This window comes from Alcaligenes sp. WGS1538 (assembly GCF_043187505.1).
Classification (GTDB): domain Bacteria; phylum Pseudomonadota; class Gammaproteobacteria; order Burkholderiales; family Burkholderiaceae_B; genus Alcaligenes.
The window spans coordinates 684,137-700,559 of the sequence record NZ_CP171109.1; the positions used below are offsets into that span (position 1 = coordinate 684,137).

The 16,423-nt window shown below is 66.2% G+C and carries 15 protein-coding genes; 5 read left to right on the forward strand and 10 right to left on the reverse strand.

Annotated elements, in window-relative coordinates; all coding sequences use genetic code 11:
- Positions 1-7: 7 nt before the first annotated feature.
- From ACF3ND_RS03220 to ACF3ND_RS03235, 4 genes are all read left to right on the forward strand, one after another.
- A complete protein-coding gene (locus ACF3ND_RS03220) occupies positions 8-643 on the forward strand; it encodes a TRAP transporter small permease (protein WP_394064186.1) in 636 nt (211 codons plus the stop codon).
- Positions 640-1,965 carry a TRAP transporter large permease gene (locus ACF3ND_RS03225; protein WP_394064188.1) on the forward strand — a complete coding sequence of 442 codons (1,326 nt, stop codon included), beginning with the start codon at positions 640-642 and terminating at the stop codon, positions 1,963-1,965. Before ACF3ND_RS03220 ends, ACF3ND_RS03225 begins: the two co-directional genes overlap by 4 nt.
- Positions 1,966-2,149: 184 nt before the next feature.
- A complete protein-coding gene (locus ACF3ND_RS03230) occupies positions 2,150-2,659 on the forward strand; it encodes a peroxiredoxin (protein ID WP_394064190.1) in 510 nt (169 codons plus the stop codon).
- 250 nt (positions 2,660-2,909) lie between these two features.
- The gene (locus ACF3ND_RS03235; RefSeq protein ID WP_394064192.1) at positions 2,910-4,313 is read left to right on the forward strand and encodes an MFS transporter; all 1,404 of its coding nucleotides are present in this window, start codon (positions 2,910-2,912) and stop codon (positions 4,311-4,313) included.
- 167 nt (positions 4,314-4,480) lie between these two features.
- On the opposite strand, the gene ACF3ND_RS03240 is transcribed toward ACF3ND_RS03235, so the two are convergent.
- From ACF3ND_RS03240 to bioB, 6 genes are all read right to left on the reverse strand, one after another.
- Positions 4,481-5,500 (reverse strand): BMP family protein, encoded by a 1,020-nt coding sequence (locus tag ACF3ND_RS03240; RefSeq protein WP_394064194.1) that lies wholly within the window; start codon positions 5,498-5,500, stop codon positions 4,481-4,483.
- A gap of 133 nt (positions 5,501-5,633) precedes the next feature.
- Positions 5,634-6,512: an ABC transporter permease gene (locus tag ACF3ND_RS03245; RefSeq protein ID WP_394064196.1), complete on the reverse strand. Its 879-nt coding sequence runs from the start codon at positions 6,510-6,512 to the stop codon at positions 5,634-5,636.
- On the reverse strand, positions 6,509-7,294 hold the full coding sequence (locus ACF3ND_RS03250) for an ABC transporter ATP-binding protein (protein WP_394064198.1): 786 nt from the start codon (positions 7,292-7,294) through the stop codon (positions 6,509-6,511). Before ACF3ND_RS03250 ends, ACF3ND_RS03245 begins: the two co-directional genes overlap by 4 nt.
- Before the next feature lies 1 nt (position 7,295).
- Positions 7,296-8,246: an ABC transporter substrate-binding protein gene (locus tag ACF3ND_RS03255; protein WP_394065774.1), complete on the reverse strand. Its 951-nt coding sequence runs from the start codon at positions 8,244-8,246 to the stop codon at positions 7,296-7,298.
- Between the two features lie 207 nt (positions 8,247-8,453).
- A complete protein-coding gene (locus ACF3ND_RS03260; RefSeq protein WP_394064200.1) occupies positions 8,454-9,302 on the reverse strand; it encodes an EamA/RhaT family transporter in 849 nt (282 codons plus the stop codon).
- A gap of 1 nt (position 9,303) precedes the next feature.
- A complete protein-coding gene (bioB, locus tag ACF3ND_RS03265; RefSeq protein ID WP_394064202.1) occupies positions 9,304-10,320 on the reverse strand; it encodes a biotin synthase BioB in 1,017 nt (338 codons plus the stop codon).
- Between the two features lie 282 nt (positions 10,321-10,602).
- On the opposite strand from bioB, the gene ACF3ND_RS03270 reads away from it, so the two are divergent.
- Positions 10,603-11,025 (forward strand): acyl-CoA thioesterase, encoded by a 423-nt coding sequence (locus ACF3ND_RS03270; protein WP_394064204.1) that lies wholly within the window; start codon positions 10,603-10,605, stop codon positions 11,023-11,025.
- A gap of 1 nt (position 11,026) precedes the next feature.
- On the opposite strand, the gene ACF3ND_RS03275 is transcribed toward ACF3ND_RS03270, so the two are convergent.
- The 4 genes from ACF3ND_RS03275 to ACF3ND_RS03290 all read right to left on the reverse strand — a co-directional run bounded on the left by ACF3ND_RS03275 (position 11,027) and on the right by ACF3ND_RS03290 (position 16,410).
- The gene (locus ACF3ND_RS03275; RefSeq protein ID WP_394064206.1) at positions 11,027-11,485 is read right to left on the reverse strand and encodes a DUF3293 domain-containing protein; all 459 of its coding nucleotides are present in this window, start codon (positions 11,483-11,485) and stop codon (positions 11,027-11,029) included.
- 108 nt (positions 11,486-11,593) lie between these two features.
- The gene (locus tag ACF3ND_RS03280; protein ID WP_394064208.1) at positions 11,594-14,665 is read right to left on the reverse strand and encodes an efflux RND transporter permease subunit; all 3,072 of its coding nucleotides are present in this window, start codon (positions 14,663-14,665) and stop codon (positions 11,594-11,596) included.
- A complete protein-coding gene (locus tag ACF3ND_RS03285; RefSeq protein WP_394064210.1) occupies positions 14,662-15,747 on the reverse strand; it encodes an efflux RND transporter periplasmic adaptor subunit in 1,086 nt (361 codons plus the stop codon). The genes ACF3ND_RS03280 and ACF3ND_RS03285 overlap by 4 nt, the downstream gene beginning before the upstream one ends.
- Positions 15,748-15,798: 51 nt before the next feature.
- Entirely contained in the window at positions 15,799-16,410 is a 612-nt protein-coding gene (locus ACF3ND_RS03290; RefSeq protein WP_394064212.1) for a TetR/AcrR family transcriptional regulator, read from the reverse strand.
- Between the last annotated feature and the right edge of the window lie 13 nt (positions 16,411-16,423).

Consider the following 16,423-nt stretch of genomic DNA (forward strand, 5'->3'; position numbering starts at 1 on the left):
AGATATCATGTTCTTACGATTACTGGATCGTTTCGAGGAAGCCTTCATCTCGCTTCTGATGGTGGCGGCGGTCCTGCTCATTTTTGTGGCGGTCTGCCAGCGCTATTCGGTCAGCCTGCTGGCCGACCTGGTGTCCTGGTCGCGCGCCAACGGCCATGAGACCCTGATGGGCATGGCGCGCTCCGCCTACCGCAGCGTGGTGGGCGTCAACCTGCTCTGGGCCCAGGAGCTGTGCATCTACCTGTTCGTCTGGATGGCCAAGTTCGGCGCCGCCTACGGCGTGCGCGTGGGCATCCACGTGGGCGTGGACGTGCTGGTCAATGCCGTGGGGCCGCGCTGGCGCCACCTGCTGGTGGTGATCTCCCTGTTCGCCGGCGCGCTGTTCACGGCCATCGTGGCCTGGATCGGCGGCAAGTTCGTCTATGGCATCGCCCAGACCGCGCAGGTGTCCGCCGACCTGGAAGTGCCTGTCTGGATCGTCTACCTGGCGGTGCCCGCCGGTTCCCTGCTGATGTGCTTCCGCTTCCTGCAGGCGCTGGTGCGCTTCGTGCAGACAGGCGAGCTCGTCCACCACCAGCCCGCCGCCGACCTGGTCGCCGAGACCGAGCAAGGCCTGGCTGAAAACCAAGGAGCGCGCGCATGACCGCCCTGATCATTTTCGCCCTGCTGGCGGTCCTGCTGCTGACCGGCATGCCCGTGTCCATCGCGCTGGGCCTGACGGTGATGGGCTTTCTGTTCACCATGACCGAAGTGCCCATGGACAGCATCGCGCTCAAGCTGTTCACCGGCATCGAGAAATTCGAGATCATGGCGATCCCGTTCTTCATCCTGGCCGGGGGCTTTCTGACGCATGGCGGCGTGGCCCAGCGCATGATCCGCTTTGCCTCCTCCATGGTCGGCCACCTGCCCGGCGGCATGGGGCTGGCGGCCGTGCTGGCCTGCGCGCTGTTCGCCTCCATCAGCGGTTCCTCGCCCGCCACCGTGGCGGCCATCGGCTCCATCATGATTCCGGCCATGGTCAAGCAGGGCTATCCGGCCCAGTTCGGCACCGGCATCGTGTCCACGTCCGGCGGCCTGGGCATTCTGCTGCCGCCCTCCATCGTGATGGTGATGTACGCCGTGGCCACCAGCGGCATGATGGTCGAAGGCCCGGACGGCGCCAAGGTGGGCACCGCGTCCATCGGCCAGTTGTTCATCGCTGGCGTGGTGCCGGGCATCATCCTGGCCCTGTGCCTGGGCGCCACCACCATGTTCCGCGCCTGGAAGCTGGGCTACCCGCGCATGCCGCGCGCTTCCTACAAGGAACGCTGGCGCGCCTTCATGGACTCCATCTGGGGCCTGATGCTGATCGTCATCGTCATGGGCGGCATCTACTCCGGGGTGTTCACGCCCACCGAGGCGGCGGCCATCAGCGCGGTCTACGCCTTTGTCATCGCCGTCTGGGTCTACAAGGACGTGAAGATGCGCGACGTCAAGCGTATCGTGCTGGAATCGGCGGCCATGAGCGCCATGCTGCTGTACATCATCACCAACGCCGTGATGTTCGCCTTCATCCTGACTTCCGAGCAGATCCCGCAGGCCATCGCCGAATGGATCGTCACGCAGGGCATGGGCCTGATCGCCTTCCTGCTGTTCGTGAACGTGCTGCTGCTGGTGATCGGCATGGTCATGGAGCCTTCCGGCCTGATCCTGATCATGGCGCCCATCCTGTTCCCGGTCGCCATGAAGCTGGGCATGGACCCCGTGCACTTCGGCATCATGCTGGTGGTGAATATGGAGATCGGCCTGGCCACGCCGCCGGTAGGCCTGAACCTGTACGTCGCCTCCAGCATATCCAGGCTGGGGCTGACCGAAGTGACCAAGTCCACCATACCTTGGCTGCTCACCGGATTGGGTTTCCTGCTGATGATCACCTTCGTGCCGGAAATCACGCTTTGGCTGCCCCGCATGATGGGATGGCTGTAGTCGTCCTGCCGCACACGATGCGTCAAGACTGAAGGCCGGGCCATGCGCCCGGCCTTTTCGCATCCTTCCTTGCATCGTGATACTTCCTGATAAGCACTATAGGCTTCAAGCAGGGCCGGACTATCAGTATCATAGGCGGTTCAAGACCGCCGCTTCGGCGGTGCAACCCAACACGGAGACCCTCATGTCTATCAAAGTCGGCGAACGCGTTCCAGACGCAACATTGAGCGAATACATCGAAACCGCCACGGACACCTGCGCCGTCGGCCCCAACAACTTCCAGGTGGCCGACCTGGTCAAGGGCAAGAAAATCGCCGTGTTCGCCGTGCCCGGCGCCTTCACGCCCACCTGCTCCGAGCAGCACCTGCCTGGCTTCGCCGCCAAGTCCGATGCCTTCAAGGCCGCCGGCGTGGACGAGATCTGGTGCGTGGCCGTGAACGATCCCTTCGTCATGGGCGCCTGGGGCAAGTCCCTGAACATCGATGGCAAGGTGCGCCTGCTGGCGGACGGCAGCGGCATCTGGACCAAGAAGCTGGGCCTGGAATTCGACCTGACCGCCAAGGGCCTGGGCGTGCGCTCCAAGCGCTATTCGGCGCTGCTGGAGGACGGCGTGGTCAAGCAATTGAACATCGACGAGGGCGGCGGGCTGCACACCAGCGATGCCGACACGCTGCTCAAGCAGGTCCAGTCCTAAGTCAGCGGTCCCGCGCCCCGTCCGGCGCGGCGCGGGATGAGCCCGGGCGCAGCACAGTTCCTGCGGACTGTCCTGCGCCCGGCGAATCCGAGCGGCCTGCCAGCCGCGAGGTGGACAGCAAGAAGGCGCCGGCCTCGTGCCGGCGTCTTTTTTTCCGCCGGGCCGCCCCAAGGTAAAAACGCCCTCTTGGGGCGCGGCAAGCAGGCCCCGGCCTGCGCGGCATGGGGGCGTTATTTTAGGATACCCGCGAATGCTGTCATCGGTAGGCGCCTTCTCGTCGCTGTATTTCGCCACCTTGATGCTCTTGATGAGCTCGGGGCTGTTCAACACCTTCATGGGGGTGCGCCTGACGGCCATCTCGGTGTCGGAAGTCTGGGTGGGCGGGCTGATCGCGGTGTATTACCTGGGTCTGGTGTTTGGCGCCCGGGTGGGCCACCGCCTGATCATGAGAGTGGGGCATATCCGTGCCTATGCCGCCAGCGCCGCCATCGTCACCATCTGCGTGCTAGCTCAGATCCTGATCGACACCATGTACATCTGGCTGGTGCTGCGCTTTCTGGCCGGCGCCGCCATGGTGGTCCAGTTCATGGGCATCGAGAGCTGGCTGAATGAACAGACCGACAATTCCCAGCGCGGCACCATCTTCGCCTTCTACATGGTGTTCTCCAGCCTGGGCACGGTGCTGGGCCAGTTGTCCCTGACCTTGTTTCCCCACCTGAATTTCGAACCCCTGGTCTTCGTGGCCATCTGCTCGGCCTTCAGCCTGGTGCCGGTGGCCATCACGCGGCGCAGCCACCCGCCGCTGCAGGTGCCCGCCCCGATCAACGCCCGCTACTATGTGGATCGCGTGCCCATGTCCATGATGGTGCTGCTGATCGCCGGCATGCTGACGGGGGCCTTCTACGGCCTGGCGCCGGTGTACGCGGTGCGCGTGCACCTGAGCAACGAGCAGGCCGCCCTGTTCGTGGCCGTATCGGTGGCCGCCGGGGTGCTGGCGCAATGGCCCGTGGGCTGGCTGGCCGACCGCGTCAGCCGCGTTCTGCTGATCCGTATCAATGCCGCCTGTCTGCTGGCCCTGGCCATTCCGCTATGGGGCTGGTTCGAGGCGCCTTTCTGGTTTCTGCTGACGTTTTCCGCCCTGTTCGGCATCCTGCAGTTCACCCTGTATCCGCTGGGCGCGGCCTTCGCCAACGACAACGTGGACCCGGAGCGCCGCGTGGGCCTGAGCGCCATCCTCTACATGGTGTACGGGCTGGGCGCCTGCCTGGGGCCGCTGCTGGCGGGCCTGCTGATGTCCTACATAGGCAGCAATCTCTACTATATCTTCGTGGCCCTGTGCGGCCTGTCCCTGGTGCTGCTGGTGCGTCCGCAGAAGGTCCTGGGCGATCACCTGAGCCAGGACGCCCCGACCACTTTCGTGCCCATGCCCGACAGCCTGCAAAGCTCGGCTGCCGCGGTGGCGCTGGATCCGCGTGTGGACATCACCTCGGACGTATCGCACGATCCCGTCTTTGAAGACTTGCCTCCGGTCGAGGAACGCGTGCCGGCCGCGGCCGAGGGCGCGCCGGTGGAGCCGGCGGCAAGCGATTCGCTTGACGGGGCGGGGCTCGAGGGGGACAAGCCGCAAGAGCCTGCGCTGCGCTCCGGCACTTGAGTCCGCGCAGCAACGGCGAGGGCTCAGCCCTGCCTGTGCCTTCAAACTAGGGAAGGGCGTTTCCGAAAGAGTTGTTTTTCCCCGTTGATCCGCGGATTGGCTTCATGAAGAGCAAGAGAAAAAAGCGGCCTGCGGGCCGCTTTTCTGCGCTGGCTCCAAAGCCGCGATCAGATCTGGAATTCAGGTCCGTTGAATTCGGACTCGACATGGATCTTGCCCGCCAGGATGTCCTGCTGCAGGGCGGCGATGCGCTGGCGCACGGCATCGGGCGTGTCCGGGGCCATGATCAGGCGCACGGCGTCGGGCTGCTGCAGCCCCACCTTGAAGATCTTGCCGGCCTGGAACTTGCCGTCGGCCAGGTCCTTGCAGGCTTCGAACACGCCTATGCCCACGTCGGCCCAGGCCGAACCGATGAACACGTCCGGTTCGCGGGCAACCCAGTCGATCACATTGCCGATCTCCTTGATGCCCAGTTCGCGGCAGGCCTGGGTGGTGCCGCTGCGGCCCTTGTTCAGCATGGTGTAGATGATGTCGGCGCCGGCCTTGGCCTGGGCGCGCGTCACGCGTTCGGCCAGGGCCGTGTCGTCCTGGTTGCCGGAGAAGTTGGTCAGCAGCTTGACGTCCGGATTGGCGTACTTCACGCCGGCGGCATACGAAGCCCGGGCGCGCAGGCCGGGCGGCACGCGGATGCCCGATTGGTGGGCGACCACGCCGGTCTTGGTCATCAGCGCGGCATAGGCGCCGGCCAGCCAGGCCGATTCTTCCTGGCGCACATCGTAGCTGCTCAGGTTGTCGGCGGTCACGGCGCCCTGGGTGACCACGAAGCGCATCTCCGGGAATTCCTTGGCGACGGCCAGGGCTGCGTCCGTATTCTGGCCGCCGTGGGCGATGAGCAAGGCGGGTTTGTATTGTTTGGCCAGCTCGCGCAGGGCGGCGATCTGGGCCTGGGTCTCGTTGGCGACCTTGTCCTTGTAATGGGCGGTGATGCCCAGGCTGTCCTGGGCCTTCTTAAAGCCCTGGTATCCGGCCTGCATGAAGCCGTTGTCGTCGATGTGGCCGCAGAACAGCGCGGCCACCACGGGTTTGCCGGCCGCGAAGGCGACGCGGCTCAGCCAGGGGGCCGTCAGGGCCCCGGCGCCGGCCGAAGCGGCGGCCAGCAGTAGTTGTCGACGGGTAAGTCCTGCCATGATGGTGTCTCCTGTGTTTTACCCGGCGTGTGCGCCGGTGAAAAGTTTTTTTCTAATCTACAGGAGTTGAAAATGGTCCGCGCGCTCAAAGTTTAAATATCAAATATACGATTTTGCATATATGTATATGTGTTCAATTTTGATGGCGCATTCCCCAGCGGCGTATCGTCAGGCGTTCCAGGTTCTCGAACACCAGGGTTTCGACCAGCAGGCCGATGGCGATCACGCAGATCAGCCCGGCGAAGACTTGATCGGTATTGAGCTCGTTGCGGTTCTGGAAGATGTACCAGCCCAGGCCCCCCTGGCCGCTGGAGGCCGCGCCGAAGACCAGTTCGGCCGCGATCAGGGTGCGCCAGGCGAAGGCCCAGGCCAGGCGCAGCCCCGAGAACAGGGAAGGCAGCGCGGCGGGGATCAGGATGCGCGTGGTCATCTGCAGGCTTGAAAGCCCCAGGTTGCGGCCCACCAGCCGCAGGGTGGGCGACACGCCGCCGAAGCCCGCGCAGGCATTCAGGGCCAGCGGCCAGACCACAGAATGGATGATGACGAAGATCAGGCTGAACGTGCCCAGGCCGAACCACATCATGGCCAGGGGCAGCAGGGCAATGGCCGGCAGGGGATTGAACATGGCCGTCAGCATGCCCAGCGTGGCCTGGCCGACGCGGCTGAGCATGGCGGCGCAGGTGATGGCGGCGGCCAGCAGCACGCCGACGGCATAGGCCTGCGCCAGCAGGCCCAGGGAAGTCAGGCTGCGCCGGATCAGCTCGCCGCCGAGCAGACCGTCGCACAAGGCCCGGGCCGTATCCAGAAAGGTGGGCAACAGCAGAGGATTGTCGTTCCAGCGAGCCGCAAGCTCCCAGCAGAGCGCCAGGGCGGCCATCAGGACGAACTGCAGGGCCACGGGCTGCAGCAGCCAGTGCCGCCAGGGTTGGCGGCCGGCAGGCAGGCGGGCAGGAGCCAGCGGGTCCGGAACATGGATCACATCCGGGCGGGGCGTGCGCGCGCTTGTGTTCATGCGGCCCTCCTTTGCGGCTGCTCCTGCGCCTGTCCGAACAGCAAGTCGTGGATCCGGCGTACCTGTCGATCGAAGGCGGGGCTGCCGGGCTGGTGCGCGCCTGCGTGCAGCTCCGCCCGGACCTGGCCGGGATGGGGGCTGAGCAGCAGGATGCGGGTGCCCACCAGCAGGGCCTCTTCGATGGAGTGCGTGACGAACAGCAGGGTCAGGCGCGTCTTGACGCTCAGGGCCAGCAGCTCCTGCTGCAAGCCGGCGCGGGTCAGGGCGTCCAGCGCGGCAAAGGGTTCGTCCATCAGCAGGATTTCCGGTTGCAGCGCGAAGGCCCGGGCGATGGCCACGCGCTGCTTCATGCCGCCGGACAGCGTGTGCGGGTAGGCGTGCAGGAACCCGTCCAGTCCCACTGACTGCAGGGCCTGCCGCGCCCGGTCCCGCGCCGCTTGCGCCGCCAGGCGTCCGCTGGCGGTCAGTGCGAAGACCACGTTGTCCAGCACGGTCTTCCAGGGCAGCAACTGGTCGAACTCCTGGAAGACCACGGCGCGTTCCGGCGACGGCCCCTGGATGGGGCGGCCCTGCAGCTCCAGGACGCCGGACTGCAGCGGCAGGAGGCCGGCCACGGCTTTGAGCAGGGTGGATTTGCCGCAGCCCGAGGGTCCCAGGAGCACCAGCCTGTCATGCCGGTGCACATCGAAGCTGATGTCGTGGCAGGCCACGAGCTGCTCGCGGCCCTGGGGGTAGCGCAGGTGCAGTCCGCGGGCGCGCAGCAGAATGTCAGGCTTGGCCATGTCAGCTGCCTCCCTGGACGGCGTCATCGGCAAAGAAGTAGTCCTGCCAGGAGCGCGGTTCGTTCTGGATGGCTCCCACCCGGTACATGAAGTGGGCCAGCACATGGGTGTTGCGTGGAGCCAGGTCGTAGCGCACCTCGGGCTGGGTCAGGACCGACAGCAGCAGGGCCTTGTCGGTGCTGGCGCCGGTGGCGCGCAGGTAGGCCCGGGCGGCGGCCTCGGGATCCTGGCGGGCGATCTGCGCCGCTTCCTGGAGTGCGGCCAGGAACGCGGCGTAGGTCTTGGGATTGCGGGAGCGGAAGCGCTCCGTGGCGTAGAGCACGGTGGCGGAACTGGGGCCGCCCAGCACGTCATTGGAGTTCAGCACGATATGCGCATTGGGGTTGGCGGCCAGCTCCTGCTCCTGGAAGGGGGAGTTGGCGAAATGCGCGGTGATGTCCGGGCTGTTGGAGATGATGGCCGCCGCCGCGTCCGGATGCGGCAGCGTGAGCGTCAGCGCGTCGAGCTTGCGGTAGTTGGCCTCGCCCCATTTCCGGGCGGCGGCCAGTTGCAGGATGCGCGCCTGGACGGAGGTGCCCGCGGCGGGCAGGGCGATCCTGTCCCGGTCGGTGAAGTCCTCGATGCCGCGCACCTTGGGGTTGTGGCTGATCAGGTAGTTGGGAAAGCTGCCCAGCGAGGCCACGCCGCGCACGTCCAGCTTGCCGCGCGTCTTGTCCCAGATATTGAGCAGCGGGCCTATGCCGGCCGCGGCGATGTCGATCGAACCGGACAGCAGGGCGTCATTGATGGCCGGCCCGCCCGACAGGCGCACCCATTCCACCTCGATGGGCTGACCCAGCGCCTGCCCGTGCTTCTGGATCAGGTTCTGGTCGCGGGCGATGTGCAGCAGCACGTACACGATGCCGTGCTGTTCCGAGATGCGTATCCTGCCTTCGGCCTGCGCGGCGGACATCGCGGCGCAGCACAGCGCCAGCAGCAGGGACAAGGAGCGCAGCCGGGTTCTTATGCCGTGGATCACGTAGGGGCCTCCTGAAAGACGGTTGAGTCGCGCCGGATGGGCGATTGCCTTTCATTGTGGTCGGCGGCGCGCCGCGCCTGAACGACAGAAAGGCCATGTTCTTATGGCCTTGTGTCTTGTTTGCTTATGCCGGCGGGCGGTTCAGCGCGGGATCAGCGCCACGATGGCGGCGATCGCCAGGGCCACGCCCGCCATGTTCACGAGGCTGAGCTTTTCCTTGAAGAAACCGGCGCCGACCAGCGCGCCCAGGGAGATCACGCCGATGTTCATGGCCGAGAACACCAGGGTCGGATTGTCCGGGAAAGTCTGGTGCGCGCGGATGTAGAAATAGATGTTGCCGAAGTTCAGCAGGCCCAGCAGCAGGCCGGCCAGCAGGCTCGCGCGGTTCCAGCGGGTACGGCGCGCCAGCAGCCAGGCCAGGATCAGCACGCCCGCCAGCGAGAAGGACACCACCAGGCTGCTGGAAAAGGCGGCGCCTGCCTTGGAGAGCTGCTTGAACAGGATGTCGATGGCGCCGTAGCCCACCCAGACGGCCAGCAGCATGGCCACGGAGCGCCCGTTCTGGGCCGGATCGTCGGCCTGGCGGGGGCGCGCCAGCAGGCACAGCAGGGCCGTCAGGGCCAGGCCCACGCCCAGCAGCTTCTGTCCGCCCAGCTGTTCGCCGAACAGCAGGAAGGCGGCCAGCAGCGGAATGAACAGGGAAAGGCGCTGGGCGGCGTCGCTGAGCACGATGCCCGCATGGCGCACGGCGGCGGCCATGGCCAGGAAGATGGTGGGCAGCAGCACGCCCAGGGCGATCAGGATCCACCAGGGGGTGGCCGGATTCAGCAGGCTGGAAGGATGCGGCTGCAGGAGAGCCACGGCCAGCAGCACAGCCACCAGGTAGTTCACGGCAATGGCCTGGCCCACGTCCACCTGTTTCTGACGGGCGACCTTGAGCAGGATGGAGACGGCGACGCTGCAGGCGACGCTGGCGATCAGGGTGTACATCTCAGAGAGCCTCGGTAAGGGCGACGAAACGAGTCTTGCCGGCAACCGGATGATCGTCGGCCAGGGCGGACTGCGCCGGTTGCAGGTCCAGGCGCGCGAACAGGTCCTGGTCGGCCGCGAACTGCGGGTTGGCGGTGGTCAGCAGCTGTTCGCCATAGAAAATGGAGTTGGCCCCGGCCATGAAGCACAGGGCCTGGGTGCTGTCGTCCATGGCTTCGCGTCCCGCCGACAGGCGCACGGCGCTGGTCGGCATCAGGATGCGGGCCACGGCGATGGTGCGCACGAACTCGAAGGGATCCAGGTCCTGGACCTCGCCCAGCGGCGTGCCGGGCACCTTGACCAGCTGATTGATGGGTACGGACTCGGGATAGGGGCGCATATTGGCCAGCTGGGCCAGCAGGCCGGCGCGCTCGCGCCGGCTCTCGCCCATGCCGATGATGCCTCCGCAACAGGTGTTCAGGCCGGCGGCGCGCACGCGCTCCAGCGTGTCCAGGCGGTCCTGGTAGGTCCGGGTGCTGATGATCTCGCCGTAGAACTCGGGCGAGGTGTCCAGGTTGTGGTTGTAGTAGTCCAGGCCGGCGTCCTTCAGACGCTCGGCCTGGCCGTTCTTGAGCATGCCCAGCGTCACGCAGGTCTCCAGCCCCATGGCTTTGACGGCGCTGACCATCTCGATGACCTGATCCAATTGCTTTTCCGTGGGCGAACGCCAGGCCGCTCCCATGCAGAAGCGTTGGGCCCCCTGCTCCTTGGCCTTGCGCGCCGCCTCCAGGACCTGCGGCAGGGGCATCAATGGCTCCTGTTCCAGTTCGGTCTCGTATTTGGATGATTGCGGGCAATAGGCGCAGTCTTCGGGGCAGGCCCCGGTCTTGATGGACAGCAGGCTGGAGAGCTGTACCTCGTTGGGGCGGTGGTGGCGGCGATGGATCTCCTGCGCCTTGAACATCAGTTCCATGAAGGGCAGTTCGTACAGGTCCAGGATGGCGCGAATGGTCCAGGGGGAAGAAACAGTTTGGGTCATGGCATGCGGTCGTGTTCAGTTGTGCGGCCATGCTAGTGGTCGGCGGCGGCAAAGACGAATCGGCGGCGGGGGCGCCGCCGTGCGCTGTCGGCGAGGCGGCGCATGGCTGAGTGCTTGTTTGCCGAACTTGAGCCTATAAGCTGCTAACTTCTGCCATTTACAAAGTAGCAAATTGTTTCATTGAAAATATATTCAAAATGTTTCCCGCATTTGGAAGGGCGCGGGCAAGGGACAAATGCTTTAGCGTTAAAATGCCGGGGTTTTTTTCAGCCAAGGATTGCCATGCATGCGTTCGAGCGCCGCATCACCGTGGAGTGGGGGGATTGCGATGAGGCGGGTATCGTGTTCTATCCCAATTACTTCTATTGGTTCGATTGCACCTATCAGGCCTGGTTGCGCCGGGTCGGCTTGAGCCAGCGCGTATTGCGCCAGGAGCACGGGGCGGTGACGCCGCTGGTGGATGTGGGCGCGAACTTCCGTGCGCCGGTCGCCTATGACCGCGACATACGAGTGTGCGTGCGGGTGGCGCAATGGTTGGAGCGGCGCTTCAAGCTGGATTACGAGGTCTACAACATGGACGGCCTGCTGGTGGCCACGGGCCATGAATGGCGGGCCTGGGCACGGGTCCTGCCCGAAGGGCGCCTGAAGGGCGAGCCGGTCGCCGCCGATTTCCGCCGGCGTCTGGAAAGCGCCGGCGCGGACTGAGTCACGCCGGTTCGGACTGGCGCAGTCGCTGCTGCACTTGCTGCAGGCTGGGGGTGCCGTCCGGCCGGACGTAGACGAAGGCCAGCTGATTGAACAGGCGGGCCAGCCAGCGCGCCTGGTGCAGACCGATGTCCAGCACCAGAAAGCCCGGTTCGGGCGGCCATTTGCCGGCCGGATCCAGGTTCACGGCAGGCCACCAGCGCAGCCCCAGCTGCTGCAGCGAACGCAGCAGGGTTTCCTGCACGGCTTCGTTGAAGCTGTCGTCGCACAATTGGGCTTGCGGATTGTAGGCCGTCAGTATGGCAGCGCCGCGGCAGTTTTCCGTGTCGAGCCACCGGGCCAGGCGAGGATGGTGCGCGCCGATGCGCAGCTTCAATTCCCCTTCGGGAGTCTGCACCTGATAGATGGCCTGCTGAAAGGCCTTGGACAGGGATGCGGGTAGATCAACCTTTTCAAGCATGATGCCGTCCTGCGTGTGCGTGGCCCGCCGGGCCTCGTGCCGGAGCCAGTCAGCGGCCGGGCTGACTGGCGGCGAGTCGTGCAACCATTATTTGCACAATATCCGGACTCAGGCAAGTTCGGCCGCGCGCGGATCCTCGATTCTGTTCCAGATTGCATACAGGCTGGGCAGGAAGAGCAGGGTCAGCACGGTGCCGACGGCAGTGCCGCCGATCAGGGTCAGGGCCATGGATCCCCAGAAGATGGAAAAAGACAGCGGGATGAACGCCAGCACGGCGGCCAGGGCGGTCAGGATCACGGGGCGGGCGCGCTGTACGGTGGCCTCGATCACCGCATCGTAGGGCGAGGCCCCTTCGGCGCGGTTGGTCTTGATCTGCTCGATCAGGATCAAGGTATTGCGCATCAGAATGCCGGCCAGGCCGATCAGGCCCAGGATGGCTGTGAAGCCGAAGGGCTGCTGGAAGATCAGCAGGGCCGGCACGCTGCCGATCAGGCCCAGCGGCGCGGTCAGGAACACCATGAACATGGCCGACAGCGAACGGACCTGGATGACGATGACCAGCAGCATCAGCGCGATCATGACCGGGAACACCGGCAGCAGCGCGTCGTTGGCCTTGTCGGCTTCGGCCGTGATGCCGCTCATCTCGATGCGGTAGCCCGGCGGCAGGGCGTCGATCAGCGGCTGGAAGTCGCGCATCAGGCGGCGGGCCGCCTCGGCAGGCTGCAAGGCGTCATCGATGTCGCCGCGTACCGTCATGGTGGGCAGGCGGTTGCGGCGCGCCAGTTTCGGATCCTCCTGGAGGATCTCCAGCTTGCCTATTTGCTCCAGGGACAGGCTGCGGCCCTGGTCGTTGACGATCGTCAGGCCTGCCAGCCGGGCGGGGTCATGCCGGTTGGCGCTTGAACTGCGCGCCACCACCAGGACATTGCGCACATCTTCGCGATATTCGGCGATCGTGGCGCCGTCCAGCTGCAGCTGGATCTGTTCGGCCAGGCTCCGGCGGTCCAGGCCCAGGGCCTGCAGGCGTTCGGGGTCGGCGTCCAGTTTCAGGACGGGCACGCGTCCGCCCCAGTCCACATTGACCTGGCGCATGGCCGGATCGGCGCGCATGATGGCCATGGCCTGCTCGGCGATCCCGCGCAGGGCGGCCACATCCGGTCCGCGCACCAGGAATTCGACAGGGTATTTGGTGGCCGGGCCGAACACCAGCTGGGTGGCGCGCACCCGCGCGCCGGGAGCAAGGCCGTCCGCCACGCTCTGCCGGAAACGGGCCTGCAGCGCGTCGCGCGCCTTGTCGTCGGGTGTCAGTACGATAAGCCGCGCGAACGAGGGATCCGGCAGTTCAGGGTTGTAGGACAGAAAGAAGCGCGGCGCGCCCTGGCCGGTATAGCTGGTGACCAGGCGCGTTTCGGGCTGCTCCATCAGCCAGCGCTCCACCCGGCGGGTGACGGATTGCGTCGCCTGGATGCTGCTGCCTTCGGGCAACTGGACTTCCACCAGCAGCTCGGGTCGGTCCGAGGTCGGGAAGAACTGCTGCTTGACCAGCCCCATGCCCAGCACGGACAGCACCAGCGCGAGCGCGACGACGGCGGCCACCAGGAACTTGTGGTGCACGGACCAGGCGATCATGCGCCGCAGGCGGGCATAGTTGGGCGTGTCGTAGATGGCCTGGTGGCCGCCCGGCCGCGCCGCGATGGGCGGCAGCAGCTTCACGCCCATGTAGGGCGTGAAGGCCACCGCCACCAGCCAGGAGGCGAGCAGGGCGGCGGCAAGTATCCAGAAGATGTTGCCGGCATACTCGCCGGCCGAGGAGCGGGCGAAGCCCACCGGCAGGAATCCGATGATGGTCACCAGCGTGCCCGACAGCATGGGCGCGGCCGTATGGTTCCAGGCATAGGCGGCCGCCTTCAGGCGGTCCATGCCTTCTTCCATCTTCACGATCATGATCTCGATGGCAATGATGGCGTCGTCCACCAGCAGGCCCAGCGAGATGATGAGCGCGCCCAGCGTGACGCGGTCGAACACCCGGTCCGTCATCATCATGATGACGAAGACCATGGCCAGGGTCAGCGGCACGGCGGCCGAGACCACGATGCCCACGCGCCAGCCCATGCTCGCCAGGCTGACCAGCAGCACCACGCCCAGCGCGGCGAAGAACTTCAGCATGAATTCGTCCACCGCCGAGGCGATGTTCACGGCCTGGTTGGTGACGGTGTCGAACTGGAAGCCCAGGGGCAGGTCCGCGGCGATGTCGCGACGCGCCTGCTCCAGGTCCTCGCCCAGGCGCAGGCCGTTGTAGCCTTCCTGCATGACCACGCCCAGCAGCATGGCGAACTGGCCGTTGTGATGGATCTCGAAGGCGGGCGGGTCCTCGTAGCCGCGCGTGACGCTGGCGATGTCCCCCAGGCGCAGGTTCCGGCCCTGCACGTAGACGTAGGTGTTGCGCACGGCCTCGGGGTCGTCCAGGCCGGCGGCCAGGCGCAGGTGGATGCGTGGTCCTTCGGTGCTGATAGCGCCCGCGGCCGTCATGGCGCCGCGCTGCGACAGGGCCGACAGGATCTGCTGCGGGTGCACGCCCAGATTGTGCAGCTTGCCTTCGTCCAGGTCCACGTAGATGCGCTCGCCCTGTTCGCCCAGGATGTTGACCTTCTTGACGCCCGGCACCTGCAGCAGGCGGCTGCGCACGTTCTCGGCTTCACGCGCCAGCAGTCGCGGCGGCAGCCCCGGGGCCTGCAGGGCGAACAGGCCGAATGACACGTCGGAATATTCGTCGTTCACGAAAGGCCCCTGCACGCCTTGGGGCAGGCGCGGAGCCTGGTCCTGCAGTTTCTTGCGCAATTGGTAGAACTCGCTCTGCACTTCCTTGGGCGGCATGGAGTCCTTGAGCAGGACCACCATCAGGGCCGTGCCCGGCCGGGTGACGGTCTCGACGCGATCGAACCAGCGCAGCTCCTGCATGCGTTTTTCCAGGGGCTCGGCCACCAGGTCCTGCATCTCCTGGGCGGTGGCGCCGGGCCACAGGGTCGTCACCGTCAGCACCTTGACCGTGAAGTCCGGATCTTCGGCGCGTCCGAGCTTGATGAAGGAGTACACGCCGGAGGCCACGATGGCGATGATCAGGAACAGGGTGACGGCGCGTTCGCGCACCGCCAGGGCGGAGAGATTGAAGCGCCCCATCATTCACCCGCCTTGCGCGGCTGGGGGCGCACTTTCTGTCCTTCATGCAGGAGGTTCGCGCCCAGCGCCACGATGGCGGCGCCGGCTTGCGGCCCGTGGGAGAGATACGCGTTTTCTTCGGCCAGCCGGGCGATCCGCACGGCCTGCCAATGCACGGTGTCGTCTTCGGCGATGACCCAGACGCCCGGCCCCTGGCCGGCATCGTAGAGCGCCGTAATGGGCACCTGGTTCAGCCCCGCGGCGCCAGGCATGTCCAGATAGACGATCGCGCTCGAGCCCAGGCGGGGCTGCGCCTGCTCGTCATCCAGCGAGAAGCGCGCCTGATAGCTGCGCGTGGCGGGGTCGGAAGACTGGGCCAGCTCCCGCAGGCGGGCCGGCGCGAAAGTCTGCCGGCCGGCGAGCTCGACGCGCGCGTGCGTGCCCAGGGGCACATCCAGCTGTTCGGGCAGACTGACCAGCACGTCGCGCGGACCGTCGTGGGCGAACTGGAGCACGGCCTGGCCGGCTCCGACCACCTGGCCGGCATCGGCCAGTTGTGCCGTGATCACGCCATCGGCCTCCGCCTTCAGGGTGCTGTACTGGTCTGCGTTGCGGGATATTTCCGCCTGCGCCCGCGCCGACTGCAGATTGGCCTGTGCGCTGGTGGCGGCCTGGCGGCTTTGCTCGTAGGCCTGGCGCGAGACGGCGCCCTGATCCACCAGCAATTTCATGCGCCGCAGGTCGGCCTGGGCCTGCTCGGCCTGTGCGCGGGCCGCCTGCACGGCGGCCTGCCGGGCCTGGTGGTCGAGGCGAAGGTCCTTGGGATCGAGCGTCATCAGAACCTGCCCGCGCTCCACGCGTTCCCCGTTCTGGACCTGCCGCGTTTCTATCTTGCCGCCCACCCGGAAGCTGAGCGGACTCTCCACGCGAGCGCTGACCAGTCCGAGGAAACGGCGCTGTTCGGTCTGCGGCGGGCGGACCTGATCCTGGATGACCAGGGGGGGCTGGGTGCGCGGATCGACGTCATGGGCCTGGCCTTTGCAGCCCGCCAGCAGCAGTGCGGCGGTCAGCGCCAGGACAGGGGGGATGTGTCGCGAAAAGGCCATGCCAGACTCCGGATGGGTAAAGATTATTTTGAATCGTAACTTTCAGGGGCTTCAAGGCATCAGGCTGCGCAGGATGAGCTGCGTGGCCGCGTGCAGCCCCTGGCGGGTTTCGGCCGGGGGGCGCATCTCCAGCAGCACGGGATGCAGACAGGGGGTCAAGGCTTCGAGAATGCCCTGCGCCACTTCGTCCAGAGGCGTGCGCCGTTCGAAGTCGCCGCTGTCGCGCCCGCGGCGCACCAGGGTGGCGATCTGCTCCAGCAGCTGTTGCTCGTACAAGGCCACGGGCGGCCAGGCGTTCTGCAGCGCTTCGATGACCACTTCGTGCATGCGCCCTTCCTGCAGGAACAGCTCCAGGCTGAGCGTGCAGGCGGTGTCGGTGTAGCGGCGCAGGCGTTCGATGGCGGGCAGATCGCTGTCCACGATGGCTTGCAACTGCGTGGTCAGGCCGGCCAGCACGGAATGGCAGATGGCCTGGCCTATGGCCTGCTTGGAGTCGAAGAAGCGGTACAGGTAGGCGCTGGATACCCCGATGGCTTTTGCCAGGCTGGCGACCGAGGTCTTGCGATAGCCGTACAGCCGGAAATGCGCATCGGCCTGTTCGATGATCTGTTCGCGTCTGTGGTGATCGCTGGGGCCGCGTTGCCCGCTGGTGCTGGCTGGCATGGGATAGGCGTGG

Coding starts and splice junctions, on each gene's coding strand:
- ACF3ND_RS03220 (WP_394064186.1), top strand. CDS start 8: ATGTTCTTACGATTACTGGATCGTTTCGAGGAAGCCTTCATCTCGCTT.
- ACF3ND_RS03225 (WP_394064188.1), top strand. CDS start 640: ATGACCGCCCTGATCATTTTCGCCCTGCTGGCGGTCCTGCTGCTGACC.
- ACF3ND_RS03230 (WP_394064190.1), top strand. CDS start 2,150: ATGTCTATCAAAGTCGGCGAACGCGTTCCAGACGCAACATTGAGCGAA.
- ACF3ND_RS03235 (WP_394064192.1), top strand. CDS start 2,910: ATGCTGTCATCGGTAGGCGCCTTCTCGTCGCTGTATTTCGCCACCTTG.
- ACF3ND_RS03240 (WP_394064194.1), bottom strand. CDS start 5,500: ATGGCAGGACTTACCCGTCGACAACTACTGCTGGCCGCCGCTTCGGCC.
- ACF3ND_RS03245 (WP_394064196.1), bottom strand. CDS start 6,512: ATGAACACAAGCGCGCGCACGCCCCGCCCGGATGTGATCCATGTTCCG.
- ACF3ND_RS03250 (WP_394064198.1), bottom strand. CDS start 7,294: ATGGCCAAGCCTGACATTCTGCTGCGCGCCCGCGGACTGCACCTGCGC.
- ACF3ND_RS03255 (WP_394065774.1), bottom strand. CDS start 8,246: ATGTCCGCCGCGCAGGCCGAAGGCAGGATACGCATCTCGGAACAGCAC.
- ACF3ND_RS03260 (WP_394064200.1), bottom strand. CDS start 9,302: ATGTACACCCTGATCGCCAGCGTCGCCTGCAGCGTCGCCGTCTCCATC.
- bioB (WP_394064202.1), bottom strand. CDS start 10,320: ATGACCCAAACTGTTTCTTCCCCCTGGACCATTCGCGCCATCCTGGAC.
- ACF3ND_RS03270 (WP_394064204.1), top strand. CDS start 10,603: ATGCATGCGTTCGAGCGCCGCATCACCGTGGAGTGGGGGGATTGCGAT.
- ACF3ND_RS03275 (WP_394064206.1), bottom strand. CDS start 11,485: ATGCTTGAAAAGGTTGATCTACCCGCATCCCTGTCCAAGGCCTTTCAG.
- ACF3ND_RS03280 (WP_394064208.1), bottom strand. CDS start 14,665: ATGATGGGGCGCTTCAATCTCTCCGCCCTGGCGGTGCGCGAACGCGCC.
- ACF3ND_RS03285 (WP_394064210.1), bottom strand. CDS start 15,747: ATGGCCTTTTCGCGACACATCCCCCCTGTCCTGGCGCTGACCGCCGCA.
- ACF3ND_RS03290 (WP_394064212.1), bottom strand. CDS start 16,410: ATGCCAGCCAGCACCAGCGGGCAACGCGGCCCCAGCGATCACCACAGA.